Origin of the sequence: Burkholderia sp. AU32262, assembly GCF_020419985.1 — a bacterium.
Lineage (GTDB): Bacteria > Pseudomonadota > Gammaproteobacteria > Burkholderiales > Burkholderiaceae > Burkholderia > Burkholderia semiarida.
In genome coordinates, this window is the sequence record NZ_JAIZRS010000027.1 from 66,041 (window position 1) to 79,737 (window position 13,697).

Sequence of the window (13,697 nt, forward strand, 5' to 3'; positions counted from 1 at the left end):
TCGCGAACGGCGCGTGCGAGCGGCGGCATTTTCAGCTCATCCAGTTGCCGCCGTCGACGTTCAACGTCTGGGCGGTGATGTAGTCGGCGTCGGCCGACGCGAGGAACAGCGCGGCGCCCGTCAGGTCGCCCGGCACGCCCATGCGGCCGAGCGGCACGGCTTCGCCCACGAGCCGCTTCTTCTCGCCGAGCGGCCGGTTCTCGTAGCGCGCGAACAGCGCATCGACCTGTTCCCACATCGGCGTGTCGACCACGCCCGGCGCGATGCCGTTCACGTTGATCCGGTGCGGCGCGAGCGCGAGCGCGGCCGACTGCGTATAGCTGATCACCGCGGCCTTGGTCGCGCAGTAGTGCGAAACGAGCGCCTCACCGCGACGGCCGGCCTGCGACGACATGTTGACGATCTTGCCGCCGCGCCCCTGCTCGACCATCCGTTGCGCGACCGCCTGCATCAGGAAGAACAGCCCTTTCACGTTGACCGAGAACAGCCGGTCGAACACGTCCCACGATTCGTCGAGGAGCGGGCGCATGTCGAACAGCGCCGCGTTGTTGAACAGGATGTCGACGCCGCCGAAGCGCTCGACCGCCGTCGCGACGATCCGCTCGATGTCGTCGCGGCGCGTGACGTCGGCGGTGACGGCCACCGCGCGGCCGGGGTTGGCCTCGATCAGCCGCGCGAGCGAGCCGCCTGCCGGCTTCACGTCGACGAGCACGCAGCGCGCGCCCTCGTCCAGATAGCGTTGCGCGACCGCCTCGCCGATGCCGCTTGCGGCGCCTGTCAGGATCGCGACCTTGTCTTCCAGTCTCACTGGCTGTCTCCGGTTCGTTCTGTTGCATGCCGATCGCGAAGTGAGCGAACGCTCGGCGACCGATCAATTGCTCTGTTAGTGATCGAATGATCGGATACGCGATACGCGCTGTCAAGACGACGTGACGGCTTTCTATGACGCGCTGCGGCACGGCGGCGCACGACGACGCCTCGCCGCGCCCGCACGGCAAGGCGCGGCGCGCACGGTGCGACGCAGTGGCATCGGCGGCGACGGGGACGGAGCGAGGACGGAAAACGGAATTCGCGCTGCACGGCGCGGCGATACGTTATATCATCGCGATACTGTGTTTCATCGCCTGCTTCACGCCATGGCTACCTCATCGTCCATTGACGCCCGGCTGTCCCGGGCCGACGCATTCGCCGCCGAGCACGGGCTCGCGTGGACGCCGCTGCGCCGCCAGGTCTACGAACGCGTGCTGGCCGCGCAGCGCCCGATCGGCGCGTACGACCTGCTCGCCGAACTCGAACCGCAACGCGGCCGCGTGCCGCCGACCACCGTCTACCGCGCGCTGGATTTCCTCGTCGAGCACGGCTTCATTCACCGGATCGAATCGAAGAACGCGTTCTTCGCGTGCTGCGAGATCGGCGTGCCGCACGAAGGCCAGTTCCTGATCTGCGATTCGTGCGGCGACACCGTCGAGATTCCCGGCGGCGACCTCGCGAAGCAGTTGTCCGCGAGCGAGCCCGCGCATGGGTTCGAAGTCCACCATCAGGTCGTCGAGCTGAGCGGCCTGTGCGGGCACTGCAAGCGCAAGCCCGCGCAGCGCTGACGCCGAATCGCGCGGCGTACGCGCCGCCCTTCCAACGAGGAGTTCCATGTCCATTGCCCTGAAGCGCGCGCCGCGGCGCGCCCTGTCGCCTGTCCGCTGGCTGGCCGCCGCCGTCGCCGCGCTGTCGTTCGCCGCGCCCGTAGTCGCGCAGGCCGCGCCCGTCAACGTCGTCGCCGCGGAGAATTTCTACGGCGACGTCGCGTCGCAGATCGGCGGCCGCCACGTCGCGGTCACCAGCATCCTCAGCAATCCGGATCAGGATCCGCACCTGTTCGAAGCGAGCCCGAAGACGGCTCGCGCGCTCCAGCACGCGCAGGTCGTGATCTACAACGGCGCCGATTACGATCCGTGGATGGGCAAGCTGCTCGGCGCGTCGAAACAGGCGAAGCGCGCGACGATCGTCGTCGCCGATCTCGTCGGCAAGAAGGCCGGCGACAACCCGCACCTCTGGTACGACCCGGCGACGATGCCGGCGGCCGCACGCGCGATCGCGGCCGAGCTCGGCCGCGCCGACCCGGCGAACAAGGCCGAGTACGACGCGAACCTGCAGAAGTTCGTCGCGTCGCTGAAACCCGTCGACGACAAGGTCGCCGCACTGCGCGCGAAGTACAAGGGCGCGCCCGTGACGGCCACCGAGCCCGTATTCGGCTATATGTCCGACGCGATCGGCCTCGACATGCGCAACCAGCGCTTCCAGCTCGCGACGATGAACGACACCGAAGCGAGCGCGCAGGACGTCGCCGCGTTCGAGAACGACCTGCGCAAGAAGCAGGTACGCGCGCTGATCTACAACAGCCAGGCCGAGGAACCGATGACCAAACGCATGCTGAAGATCGCGCGCGACGGCGGCGTGCCGACCGTCAGCGTCACCGAGACGCAGCCGGCCGGCAAGACCTTCCAGCAATGGATGACCAGCCAGCTCGACGCGCTCGGCAACGCGCTTTCGGCCGGCAAGTAACCGACAACCGTCACGACATGACCGCCACTCCCCACGCCCTCGCAGTCGATCGCGTCACGCTCGAACTGGGGGGCCGCACGATCCTGCGCGACGTCAGCTTCTCGATCGAGCCCGGCGAATTCGTCGGCGTGCTCGGGCCGAACGGCGCGGGCAAGACGACGCTGATGCGCGCGGTGCTCGGCCTCGTCCCCGTGTCGGCCGGCACGCTGTCGGTCGGCGGCGTGCCGGTCGCGCGCGGCAACGCGTCGATCGGCTACATGCCGCAGATCAGGAGCGGCCTCGCGAACCGCCGGATGCGCGGCTACGATTTCGTCGCGATGGCCGCCGACGGCCACCGCTGGGGCCTGCCGCACACGAACGCGGCCACGCGCCGCGACGTCGATCGCGTGCTCGATCTCGTCGGCGGCCCGTCGCTCGCGCGCCGGCCGCTGTCCGAACTGTCCGGCGGCGAACGGCAGCGCCTGCTGCTCGCGCAATGCCTGCTCGGCAACCCCAAGCTGCTGCTGCTCGACGAGCCGCTGATCAGCCTCGACCCGAACCATCAGCGCGGCGTCGTCGAACTCGTGCGCAACGTGCAGCGCGAGCTCGGCATCACCGTGCTGTTCTCCGCGCACGAACTGAATCCGCTGCTGAACGCGCTCGACCGCGTGCTGTATCTCGGCAACGGCGTGGCCGCGCTCGGCACCGTCGACGAGGTGATCACGAAGCCCGTGCTGTCGCGGCTCTATGGATCGCCGATCGACGTGATGCGCGTAAACGGCAAGATCTTCGTGATGTCGGGCGACGTCGAGATCGAGAAGCACGATCACGAACACGAGGACGACGACGGCCACTCGCACGGCGGCGGCCACGGCCATCACCACCACGGACACGCTCATCCCGGGCATTCGCACGATGTTTGAATACGACTTCATGATCAACGCCTTCGCGGCGTCGGGAATCGTCGCGGTGCTCGCGGGCATCGTCGGCTACTTCCTGGTGCTGCGCGGGCAGACCTTCGCGGGCCACGCGCTGTCGCACGTCGGCTTCACCGGCGCGACGGGCGCGGTGCTGCTCGGCATCTCGCCGATCTGGGGGATGGTCGGCTTCACGCTCGCGGCCGGGATCGGCATGGGCGCACTCGGCGAAAGACTCGCGGGCCGCGACGTCGCGATCGGCGTGATCCTGTCCGGCGCGCTCGGCTTCGGCCTGCTGTTCCTGCATTTTTATACGTCGTTCGCGACGCAGGTCACCGCGCTGCTGTTCGGCAACGTGCTCGCGGTCAGCCACGACACGCTCGCGGTGCTCGCCGGCATCGGCGCGGTGAGCCTCGCCGCGCTCGCGCTGATCGCGCGGCCGCTGCTGTTCGCGTCGCTGCAGCCGGAACTGGCCGAAGCCAAGGGCGTGTCGCTGCGCACGGTGTCGATGCTGTTCCTGGCGGTGTGCGCGCTCGCGGTAGCCGCGGCGACGCAGATCGTCGGCGTGCTGCTCGTGTTCACGCTGCTCGTCGGGCCGGCCGCGGCCGCGCAGAACGTGTCGACGCGGCTGTCGACGGGCGTGCTGCTCGCCGCGCTGTTCGCGCTGTTCGAAGCGTGGGCCGGCATCGTGCTCGCGTATCACACCGATTGGCCGACGAGCTTCTGGATCACCGCGCTGTCGGCGCTCGTGTATGGGGCGAGCCTATTGCGACGCAATTGATCGGCGCGGCGGTCGCCGCCCGATGCCAATCAAAACGCCGGCGTGCCCGAGGGCAGCGCCGGCGTTTTTTCATGCGCACCGGATGCGTTACCTGCTTGCGCCGCTACTCACCGTGCAAGCACACGCGCATGATGCGCGAGGTGATCGGCGATGAACGTCGAGATGAAGTAGTACCCGTGGTCGTAGCCCGGATGGCGGCGCAGCGTCAGCGGTTGGCCGGCCTTCGCGCATGCGGCTTCGAATACGTCGGGGTTCAACTGGTTCGCGAGGAACTGATCGGCGAGCCCCTGATCGACGAGGATGCCGTCCGCGAACTTCGGCGCATCGGCGCGCGCGACCAGCTCGCTCGCGTCGTGCGCCTTCCACGCTTCCCGATCGGCACCGAGGTAGCCCGAGAATGCCTTCTCGCCCCACGGGCATCGCGTCGGCGCGGCGATCGGCGCGAACGCCGACACCGACCGGTACAGGCCCGGATGACGCAACGCGAGCGTCAGCGCTCCGTGGCCGCCCATCGAGTGCCCGAAGATGCCGAGCCGCGCGCCGTCGATCGGCAGCTCGGCCACGACGAGCTCGCGCAGCTCACCCGTCACGTACGACTCCATCCGGTAATGTGTCGACCACGGCGCTTCGGTCGCGTCGACGTAGAAACCCGCGCCGACGCCGAAATCCCACGCATCCGTCTCGCCCGGCACGCCCGCGCCGCGCGGGCTCGTATCGGGCATCACGAGCGCGATCCCGTGCTGCGCCGCGTATTGCTGCGCGCCGGCCTTGATCGCGAACGTCTCGTCGGTGCACGTGAGCCCTGCGAGATAGAACAGCGCCGGCACGCGCTGTTGCGCGGCCTGCGGCGGCAGGTACACCGAGAACTTCATCGGCAGGCCGATGGCCGCCGAATCGTGACGGTAGAAACGCTGCTCGCCGCCGTGGCACGCATGCGAGGAAACGAGTTCGAGCATGGCGGTGCGCTCCCGGTCAGTACAGCACGACCGAGCGGATCGACTCGCCGGCCTTCATCAGGTCGAAGCCTTCGTTGATCCGCTCGAGCGGCAGCGTGTGCGTGATCAGGTCGTCGATGTTGATCTTGCCTTCCATGTACCAGTCGACGATCTTCGGCACGTCGGTGCGCCCGCGCGCGCCGCCGAACGCCGAGCCCTTCCATTCGCGGCCCGTGACGAGCTGGAACGGACGCGTGCTGATTTCCTCGCCCGCCGCCGCCACGCCGATGATGAACGACTGGCCCCAGCCCTTGTGCGTGCATTCGAGCGCCTGGCGCATCAGCTTCACGTTGCCGACGCATTCGAACGAGTAGTCGGCGCCGCCGTCGGTCAGCTGCACGATGTGGTCGACGACGTTCTCGACTTCGTTCGGGTTGATGAAGTGCGTCATCCCGAACTTCTTCGCGAGCTCGACGCGCTTCGGGTTGATGTCGACGCCGATGATCTTGTCCGCGCCGACCATCTTCGCGCCCTGGATCACGTTCAGGCCGATCCCGCCGAGGCCGAACACGACCACGTTCGCGCCGGCCTCGACCTTCGCCGAGTACACGACCGCGCCCACGCCCGTCGTCACGCCGCAGCCGATGTAGCAGATCTTGTCGAACGGCGCGTCCTCGCGCACCTTGGCCACCGCGATTTCCGGCACGACGATGTAGTTCGAGAACGTCGACGTGCCCATGTAGTGGAACAGCGGCTTGCCGTCGAGCGAGAAGCGCGACGTCGCGTCGGGCATCAGGCCCTTGCCCTGCGTCGCGCGGATCTTCTGGCACAGGTTGGTCTTGCGCGACAGGCAGAACTTGCACTCGCGGCATTCGGGCGTGTAGAGCGGAATCACGTGGTCGCCCTTGCGCACCGTGCCGACGCCGGGGCCGACGTCGACCACCACGCCCGCGCCTTCATGGCCGAGGATCGCCGGGAAGATCCCTTCCGGATCGGCGCCCGACAGCGTGTAGTAGTCGGTGTGGCAGATGCCCGTCGCCTTCACTTCGATCAGCACTTCGCCGGCGCGCGGCCCTTCGAGATCGACTTCCTCGATCGTCAGCGGCGCACCCGCCTTCCATGCAATCGCGGCTTTCGTTTTCATCGTGTCACTCCTGTGTGTCGGTGAGATCGGCCCGGGCTGGCGTGTCGCTGCCGGCCCGGGACTCATGCAAAGCGGTCGAAGCCGTGCCGCGTGGCACGGCGCAAGAATCTCGTGCTCGCCATGATGGCCGCTCCCGGCGCGCATCGCGTGCGGGAAACGGCCACCGGCTTGCCAGGATGCGTCATCGCTGACGCAAAAGAACAAGTGTCCGAGTTTAAACGCCCGTCGTGAACCATGCATCCGTGCGGGCGTACAGATCGACGAAGCGCGCGTAACGTGCGGCCAGCGGGCGGTCGTCTTGCGGTGCGGCGACGGGCGACACCGTCGGCGCCAGCGCGTGCAACGCCTCTTCACGCCAATGCCCGATCGCGACGCCCGCGAGCAGTGCGGCGCCCCGCGTCGCGGCGTTCGGGCAATCGATCGCGTGCAGCGACGCGTCGAGCGCGTCGGCGAGCAACTGGCGCCAGCGCGGATCGACCGAGCCGCCGCCCGCGAGGCGCAGCGTCGCCACCGCGTCGCCGGGGTCGGCGTCGCGGATCGCATCGAGCCCCGCGCGCAACGCGAACGCGACGCCTTCGAACGCGGCGCGCATCATCGCGCCGCGCGTGTCGCCGAGCCCGAGGCCGAGCCAGCCGCCGCGCGCATCGGGGTTCATCCACGGCGAACGCTCGCCGCTCAGGTACGGCAGGAAGCACAGCCGCTCGGACGCCGGCTGCGCGAACGCATCGTCGTACGCATCGGCCCATCGCGCATAGCCGAGCCAACCGCGCACGGCTTCGAGCGCGAGCCCGACGTTCTGCATCGCCGCCATCGTGTAATAGCCGCCGCCGGCCGCTGCACGATAGCGATGCAATCCGCGCCGCGCGGGCGGCAGCGTATCCGCGAGCACGACGATCTGGCCGCCGCTGCCGGTCGTCAGCAGCGCGTCGCCTGCCGCGGCCAGCCCGCTGCCGAGCGCCGCGCAGGCGGTGTCGGCCGCGCCTGTCGCGAGCGGCACGCCAGCCGGCAGGCCGAGCGCGGCGGCGGCCTGCGCGCCGAGCACGCCGCAGCGCGCGGTGGACGCACGCACCGGCGCGAAGCGGTCGCCCGGCAGGCCGAGCGCCTCGATCAATGCGCTGTCCCACGCGCCGTCGGGCGTCGCGAGCGCCGTTGCGCACGCGTCGCTCGGATCGGCCGCGACGTCGCCGCCGAGCACGATGCGCAGCCAGTCCTTCGGCTGCACGGCCCAGCGCGCGGCGCGCAGCGCGTCGGGTTCGTGCGTGGCGAGCCAACGCAACAGCGGGCCGGCCATGCCGGGCGCGACGGGATTCGGAGCGACGGGCAATCCGGCGGCGTGCCGGTCGGCCGCGTCGGCCTCGCGCACCGCGCGTGTGTCCGGCCACAGCAGCGCAGGCCGCACCGGCTCGCCGGCCGCGTCGATCAGCACGACGCCATGCATCTGGCCCGAAAAACCGATCGCCGCGACCTGCGCGCGCTCGTCGGCCGGCAGCCGCGCGGCGGCGCGCACGAGCGCCTGCCACCACGTGGCGGGCGCGATTTCCGCCCAGCCGGGCTGCGGCGACGACAACCCGTAAGGTTCGCTCGCGACGGCCCGCTCGACGCCGTCGGCATCGAGCGTGACGAGTTTGACGGAGCCGGTGCCGAGGTCGATTCCGAGCAGGCGCATGACGTGAAGGGAGATTCGGATGAACGGATGTCGATGATAACGGGATCGCGATGCGCGCTCCGGTTTTTGCCGCCGCGCCGACACATCGAACGTGCTGCCGGCCGGGAGATTGACGGGGCCGCACCTTGCACGCAAAAGCGGCCGCTCGCGGGTTAACCCGGCACGTTTTCCGTACGCCCTTTTTTGCCACTATGCGGCCCGCGCGATACACACCATAAAGCACCCCATATTTGACAGGGGGGCCGGCGCTATTTTGAAGCGCTATAAAACCGGTACGCGTCACTCCCGCGGCAGTTTCCCGATGATCGCCCCCCTGTTCCATACCGACATGGCATATCGAACCAGCAAAGAACGGAATAGAACCCAGTGCTCTTGTTGCATGGATTCATTCCGAATAACTTCGTATCACCCCGAAAACAAGATCATGGAGTGAGACAGATGCAATCGAACACGGTCCATCCGTGCGATGAGGTGCTGCCGACCGGCAAGCTGGTAACGCTTGGCCTGCAGCACGTCCTCGTCATGTACGCCGGCGCCGTCGCCGTGCCGCTCATCGTCGGCGCGGCGCTCAAGCTGCCGAAAGACCAGATCGCGTTCCTGATCAGCGCCGATCTGTTTTCGTGCGGCATCGCCACGCTGATCCAGACGCTGGGCCTGTGGATCTTCGGGATTCGCCTGCCCGTCATCATGGGCTGCACGTTCGCGGCCGTCGGCCCGATGATCGCGATCGGCACGAACCCCGGCCTCGGCATTCTCGACATCTTCGGCTCGACCATCGCGGCCGGCATCATCGGCATCGTGCTCGCGCCGATGATCGGCAAGCTGCTGCGGTTCTTCCCGCCGGTGGTGGTCGGCACGGTGATCGCCGTGATCGGGCTGTCGCTGATGGAAGTCGGCATCAACTGGGCGGCCGGCGGCGTCGGCAACCCCGAGTACGGCAGCCCCGTCTATCTCGGCCTGTCGCTGCTCGTGCTCACGCTGATCCTGCTGATCAACAAGTACGGCCGCGGCTTCATCGCGAACATCTCGGTGCTGCTCGGCATCGTCGCCGGCTTCGTGATCGCATTCGCGCTCGGCCGCGTGAACACCGACGGCGTGGCGCATGCGCCGTGGGTCGGCTTCGTGATGCCGTTCCACTTCGGCCTGCCGCACTTCGACCCGCTGTCGATCGTGACGATGGTCACGGTGATGTTCGTCACGTTCATCGAATCGACCGGGATGTTCCTCGCGGTCGGCGACATGGTCGATCGCCCGGTCAACCAGGAGCGCCTCGTGCGCGGCCTGCGCGTCGACGGCCTCGGCACGCTGATCGGCGGCATCTTCAATTCGTTCCCGCATACGTCGTTCTCGCAGAACGTCGGCCTGATCGGCGTGACGGGCGTGAAGAGCCGTTTCGTGTGTGCGACGGGCGGCGTGATCCTCGTGCTGCTCGGCCTGTTTCCGAAGATGGCGCAGGTCGTCGCGTCGGTGCCGCCGTTCGTGCTCGGCGGCGCAGGCATCGTGATGTTCGGGATGGTCGCTGCGAACGGCATCAAGGTGCTGTCGAAGGTCGACTTCGTGAACCACTCGCACAACCTGTTCATCGTCGCCGTGAGCGTCGGCATGGGCCTCGTGCCGGTCGTGTCGCCGCACTTCTTCTCGAAGCTGCCGCCCGCGCTTGCACCGATCCTGCACAGCGGCATCCTGCTGGCGTCGGCCACGGCCGTGATCCTGAACATCGTGTTCAACGGCGTGAAGGGGGAAAAGGAGGCGAAGTGCGAGATCCGTCGCGCGGGGCATGATTTCGACGGGAGGTCTGTCGATCTGCACTGACGAACACCAGGCATGCGTCGGCTCGCGACGGGCCGGCGCTTACTGCATGGTGCGTAAGAGGCTGCTTGACATCGTCGAAATGGCAGCACTGCCGCTGCGCGGCAGATCGCGGCCAATACCTCATTTCACTTGGCAAGGGCATTCATGCGGGCAACCGGGAAGGAAGTCGATTTCTACTCGTCGGCCATTATCCGGCACGCCGTTCAGATGATGCGACTTATAAAGCCTGGCATCGACGTCGACAGGGGCTCGACCGAGCCCCAATGTGACTAGAAGCCTCTTGACACTTTCCGCGCGTTGTTGAGCCAGCACGCGCGGCTGCCTTTCGTCAGCGTCGGCAAGGCCACCGACGGACGTACGATCAAGATTGGGATATTTGAGTTGAAGGTCTATCGCCCAGTTCGCCAGCTTTATGAGCTCGTCGCCGGATACTTTGGCAGAATCTCGTTCAAACGAAACATCAAGCGTATGAACCGGGGAGCAGGCGAATGTTCCGGCCGAGAAAAACGCCAACGCAATACATGCCGGTCCTTTCATCATATCGATCTTCCGTCGGACTCGATCAGATTCAACACGGATTGCCGCGCCACGCCGCCTCTAGTCTTCATAGATAATATACCCGGCAATGCTATCCGCATTATTGATTGCGAGATCGGGGCGCGTCCGCGCCAATACCAAGCACTCGCGCATGAAATATTGATGATCCTGAGCGCCGAAAGTGTCGGCAAAATGAGTGCACTCATGAATCAGCGTCGATAACATCGAGTCCTTCGCGCTGGATATGGGACGCATCCCACAAAAATTCTCATGGATACAGATAGTATGGGTAGCTGTGTCAGGACCGCAAACATGAGCGACGGCACCATCAGGGTCCTTGTTATTCGGCGTACAACCAAGATACCGATCAAGTTCCTCTGAGTGACGAACAAAGTTTCCAGGCTTGAGATCGCGCATCACCCGACTTACTTGTGCGAGTCCGACTGTCAGACGTTGCCGAATCGTTTCATCGCTTGAGCCAAACCACGTTGCGACGCGTTGACGTTCGACCGCCCCCCCACCTGCGCAAGTCTACGAGCCGTACGTCGATCATTCGTACGGCTCTGTCGCGTAACGTTAGAACCATACGGCGAAATTCCGCATCGGTCATGTTTGGACAGATGGGCGGCCCGTTCGATATCAATGCTTCGATTACCGAACCTTCTTTCAGGTCTGTCATCGCCTCCGCAATTGCTACGCGATCGCCATCACTCATTCTTCTTCCCCGCTGACTTCCAGTTTTACCGACTCGGGCTTCAGCGTGACCACTCGCATGGTATGGCCCTGCGCATCGGTAGTCCCTGATGCCAGCACGTCACCACGGCAATTTGTAATCCAATACCGAACGCCTGCCACAGGTTGCCTGGACTTCTTGTTGCGAATGACGAACTGCTGATCATGGACCGCAGTGCGTCCTCTTGCAGGAGCGACGCCTAAGTCATTCTTCCCTGTCAACCGCGCCACCTCTTCCGCGGCAAAGGTCATCTTCATGCCGCGCTCGGCGTAGAAAACAGGTGGCGGATTGCAATCGCAGACGTTGATATCACCACTCAACGCCCACGGCTTGCCGTTTGGTCCAGTGCCGGGCCAACGTGGCCCCTCCGGGGCGACAAACCCTTCCTGCTTGCATGCCGTGCAGTACGTCTTCATGTAGAGCGTTGCGATATGCACGCGCGGCGGCGGATTGGAACAGGTGACGCCATCCAATCCTTCCGTAATCGTGGCGCTGCCGCCCCGGTCACCTTTGGCAAGGAAATAACGGATCATGAATTCTCGCCTCGATGCGCAACAGTTGGACGCCTCACAACGGCGAAGGCGTCAGCCGATACCAAGCCATCACGCTCAGGGCTGTCGGTAATGACGTCGCCGTTATCCAGTTCGCTACCGACGAAAGCCAGCGGCTGGAAGTCTCCGTTATCCACCCGCCCAAGGCCGCTTACGATTCGCGCAGTCGAGCCGTCTGCGTAGTGAATCTGATTACCTACGACACCAGCCCTGCCAAGCCGGACACCGGTCTCCCACGTGCCGGTGACTTCGCGCAACGCACCGCCTCGCGCGGTCGTGGCTCCTCGTACGGCCAATCGGTAGCGCGGCGACGCGGGTGGCGGCACATAATCCTTGTTAAACAATCCCTCGGCCGTTTCGCCAGTCGGTACATGAATTCCCCACAACCGCTGAAGCGTTTCGACGATACGATTGCCGTTGCTCAACCGGCTACCCACCAGCGCAAACGGCTTGTCGCTGCAAATCGCATATTCGCCTGCGCCATCCATAATGACGGCCTCGCTGCCATCCTCGTAAGTGACGACATCGCCAACACGGGCAACGACAAGCCCGGCAACTGCCAGGCCGCTGGTAGCAGTGGTTACCCGCGCACCGCGCTCGGTGAACGCCCCGATGGTGGCAAAAAGATGAGTCGGTGCAGCGGGCTCGCGCTTCATCCGGATTTCCTTTCTCGACAATGGGTGAGGAATGCTCCATACAAAATTTGCACGGACGAGAAAGAAGAAGCAATCAGACGAATTCGAATTTCGTATAGCTAATTGTTATAAGCACCGTTCAACAATAATGAACCTGCAGCCGCTCGCTTCGATCGAGCGATGGGCCTGAATTGAAGAATCGAGGGGGAGATTCGACTGTCGGTGGGCGACAGGCTACCGAAGAGGGATGATCATCGCTTGGTCGAAACGAGAAGCTGAACGGTTAGCCGGTACGCGTCGTGCTCGACGGCGCCGGCCCGTGGATTTCACGCCCGCTGCCGAAGTACACACGTGTTCCGCCTGGATCACTGCAGCGTTCCCACGCAAGGTTACTGCGCACTCAAGGACCAACAATCATGGGCTGGCCCTACGTTGTCTCCGTTGCGTTTCGTATCGTTCGTAACGGCCAACGTGCTACAGAACTAACACCCGAATCGCCCTGCCTGCGTGCGAAGCGACCGCACGCAGGCAGGATAACCACAGTTACCCGTTCGCCGCTGCCGACGCAGGCGCCGGCGCGGCCGCCTTGTCGTAGTCGACCGGCGCATCCGGCGCGCGCGGCGCTTCGCCGGCACGCTGGATCCACCCGCCGCCGAGCGCGCGGTACAGATCGACCAGGTTCGTCCAGCGGGCCAGACGCGCGCTGATCAGCGACTGCTGCGCCGAGTACAGATCCGTCTGCGCGGTCAGCACCGACAGGTAGCTGTCGACGCCGTTCTTGTACCGCAGGTCCGACAGGTCGAAGCGCCGCTGCTGCGCGTGCTCGTTGCGCTCGAGCGCCGCGATCTGCTGGTCGTACGTGCCGCGTGCGGCGAGGCCGTCCGCCACTTCGCGGAACGCCGACTGGATCGCCTTCTCGTAGTTCGCGATCTCGATGCGCTTCTGCACGTTCGCGAGATTCAGGTTCGCGATGTTCTGCCCGCCTTCGAAGATCGGCATCGTGATCTGCGGCGCGAACGACCATGCGGCCGTGCCGGCCTTGAACAGACCGCCGAGCGTCGGGCTGCCGGTGCCGAACGCACCCGTCAGCGAGATGCGCGGGAAGAATGCCGCGCGCGCCGCGCCGATGTTCGCGTTGGCGGCCAGCAGCGTCTGCTCGGCCTGCATCACGTCCGGACGACGCGTGAGCAGATCCGACGGAAGGCCTGCCGGCACGTCCGTCAGCAGATTCTGCGCGTCGAGCGGCATGCCGGCCGGCAGGTCGTCCGGCAGCGGCTCGCCGATCAGCAGCACCAGCGCGTTCAGCGCCTGCGCACGCGCTCGCGCCTGCGCCTGCTGGTTCGCGAGCGCCGTCTCGACCACCGTCTGCGCCTGACGCAGCTCGAGCTCGGAGCCCGTGCCGTTGTCGAACTGCAGCTTCGTCAGGTCGTAGGACGCCTGCGCGGTCTTCA

At 65.9% G+C, this 13,697-nt stretch carries 14 protein-coding genes; 5 read left to right on the forward strand and 9 right to left on the reverse strand.

What is annotated here, in order from left to right; genetic code table 11:
• Positions 1-31: 31 nt before the first annotated feature.
• Entirely contained in the window at positions 32-808 is a 777-nt protein-coding gene (locus LGN10_RS27115; RefSeq protein WP_048988957.1) for an L-iditol 2-dehydrogenase, read from the reverse strand.
• A gap of 328 nt (positions 809-1,136) precedes the next feature.
• On the opposite strand from LGN10_RS27115, the gene LGN10_RS27120 reads away from it, so the two are divergent.
• Genes LGN10_RS27120 through LGN10_RS27135 form a run of 4 tightly spaced genes read left to right on the forward strand, consistent with a single transcriptional unit; the run spans position 1,137 to position 4,233 of the window.
• Positions 1,137-1,598, forward strand: coding sequence for a Fur family transcriptional regulator (locus LGN10_RS27120; protein ID WP_011546084.1), 462 nt, complete (start codon positions 1,137-1,139; stop codon positions 1,596-1,598).
• Between the two features lie 46 nt (positions 1,599-1,644).
• Positions 1,645-2,556, forward strand: a complete 912-nt coding sequence (locus LGN10_RS27125) for a metal ABC transporter solute-binding protein (protein ID WP_226225603.1) — start codon at positions 1,645-1,647, stop codon at positions 2,554-2,556.
• 17 nt (positions 2,557-2,573) lie between these two features.
• A complete protein-coding gene (locus tag LGN10_RS27130) occupies positions 2,574-3,458 on the forward strand; it encodes an ABC transporter ATP-binding protein (protein WP_059644768.1) in 885 nt (294 codons plus the stop codon).
• Entirely contained in the window at positions 3,451-4,233 is a 783-nt protein-coding gene (locus tag LGN10_RS27135) for a metal ABC transporter permease (RefSeq protein WP_012329133.1), read from the forward strand. Before LGN10_RS27130 ends, LGN10_RS27135 begins: the two co-directional genes overlap by 8 nt.
• A gap of 107 nt (positions 4,234-4,340) precedes the next feature.
• Here LGN10_RS27135 and fghA read toward each other — a convergent pair whose 3' ends face one another.
• From fghA to LGN10_RS27150, 3 genes are all read right to left on the reverse strand, one after another.
• Positions 4,341-5,189: an S-formylglutathione hydrolase gene (gene fghA, locus LGN10_RS27140; RefSeq protein ID WP_059578505.1), complete on the reverse strand. Its 849-nt coding sequence runs from the start codon at positions 5,187-5,189 to the stop codon at positions 4,341-4,343.
• A 16-nt stretch (positions 5,190-5,205) separates the two neighbouring features.
• A complete protein-coding gene (locus tag LGN10_RS27145) occupies positions 5,206-6,312 on the reverse strand; it encodes an S-(hydroxymethyl)glutathione dehydrogenase/class III alcohol dehydrogenase (protein WP_006483756.1) in 1,107 nt (368 codons plus the stop codon).
• A gap of 214 nt (positions 6,313-6,526) precedes the next feature.
• Positions 6,527-7,978: a xylulokinase gene (locus LGN10_RS27150; protein WP_226225604.1), complete on the reverse strand. Its 1,452-nt coding sequence runs from the start codon at positions 7,976-7,978 to the stop codon at positions 6,527-6,529.
• A gap of 438 nt (positions 7,979-8,416) precedes the next feature.
• Here LGN10_RS27150 and LGN10_RS27155 point away from each other — a divergent pair, with 438 nt between their 5' ends.
• Entirely contained in the window at positions 8,417-9,790 is a 1,374-nt protein-coding gene (locus tag LGN10_RS27155) for a nucleobase:cation symporter-2 family protein (protein WP_226225606.1), read from the forward strand.
• A gap of 120 nt (positions 9,791-9,910) precedes the next feature.
• On the opposite strand, the gene LGN10_RS27160 is transcribed toward LGN10_RS27155, so the two are convergent.
• The 5 genes from LGN10_RS27160 to LGN10_RS27180 all read right to left on the reverse strand — a co-directional run.
• Positions 9,911-10,330 (reverse strand): hypothetical protein, encoded by a 420-nt coding sequence (locus LGN10_RS27160; RefSeq protein WP_143328720.1) that lies wholly within the window; start codon positions 10,328-10,330, stop codon positions 9,911-9,913.
• Positions 10,331-10,387: 57 nt separating this feature from the next.
• Entirely contained in the window at positions 10,388-10,789 is a 402-nt protein-coding gene (locus LGN10_RS27165; protein WP_226225612.1) for a M35 family metallo-endopeptidase, read from the reverse strand.
• 249 nt (positions 10,790-11,038) lie between these two features.
• The gene (locus tag LGN10_RS27170; RefSeq protein WP_081066496.1) at positions 11,039-11,593 is read right to left on the reverse strand and encodes a hypothetical protein; all 555 of its coding nucleotides are present in this window, start codon (positions 11,591-11,593) and stop codon (positions 11,039-11,041) included.
• Positions 11,590-12,267 carry a PAAR domain-containing protein gene (locus LGN10_RS27175; protein WP_099316776.1) on the reverse strand — a complete coding sequence of 226 codons (678 nt, stop codon included), beginning with the start codon at positions 12,265-12,267 and terminating at the stop codon, positions 11,590-11,592. The genes LGN10_RS27170 and LGN10_RS27175 overlap by 4 nt, the downstream gene beginning before the upstream one ends.
• 522 nt (positions 12,268-12,789) lie before the next feature.
• The coding region (locus LGN10_RS27180; RefSeq protein WP_226225608.1) for an efflux transporter outer membrane subunit at positions 12,790-13,697 on the reverse strand (908 nt) is incomplete at its 5' end.

Coding starts and splice junctions, on each gene's coding strand:
- LGN10_RS27135 (WP_012329133.1), top strand. CDS start 3,451: ATGTTTGAATACGACTTCATGATCAACGCCTTCGCGGCGTCGGGAATC.
- LGN10_RS27145 (WP_006483756.1), bottom strand. CDS start 6,312: ATGAAAACGAAAGCCGCGATTGCATGGAAGGCGGGTGCGCCGCTGACG.
- LGN10_RS27170 (WP_081066496.1), bottom strand. CDS start 11,593: ATGATCCGTTATTTCCTTGCCAAAGGTGACCGGGGCGGCAGCGCCACG.
- LGN10_RS27120 (WP_011546084.1), top strand. CDS start 1,137: ATGGCTACCTCATCGTCCATTGACGCCCGGCTGTCCCGGGCCGACGCA.
- LGN10_RS27150 (WP_226225604.1), bottom strand. CDS start 7,978: ATGCGCCTGCTCGGAATCGACCTCGGCACCGGCTCCGTCAAACTCGTC.
- LGN10_RS27125 (WP_226225603.1), top strand. CDS start 1,645: ATGTCCATTGCCCTGAAGCGCGCGCCGCGGCGCGCCCTGTCGCCTGTC.
- LGN10_RS27160 (WP_143328720.1), bottom strand. CDS start 10,330: ATGATGAAAGGACCGGCATGTATTGCGTTGGCGTTTTTCTCGGCCGGA.
- LGN10_RS27175 (WP_099316776.1), bottom strand. CDS start 12,267: ATGAAGCGCGAGCCCGCTGCACCGACTCATCTTTTTGCCACCATCGGG.
- fghA (WP_059578505.1), bottom strand. CDS start 5,189: ATGCTCGAACTCGTTTCCTCGCATGCGTGCCACGGCGGCGAGCAGCGT.
- LGN10_RS27130 (WP_059644768.1), top strand. CDS start 2,574: ATGACCGCCACTCCCCACGCCCTCGCAGTCGATCGCGTCACGCTCGAA.
- LGN10_RS27155 (WP_226225606.1), top strand. CDS start 8,417: ATGCAATCGAACACGGTCCATCCGTGCGATGAGGTGCTGCCGACCGGC.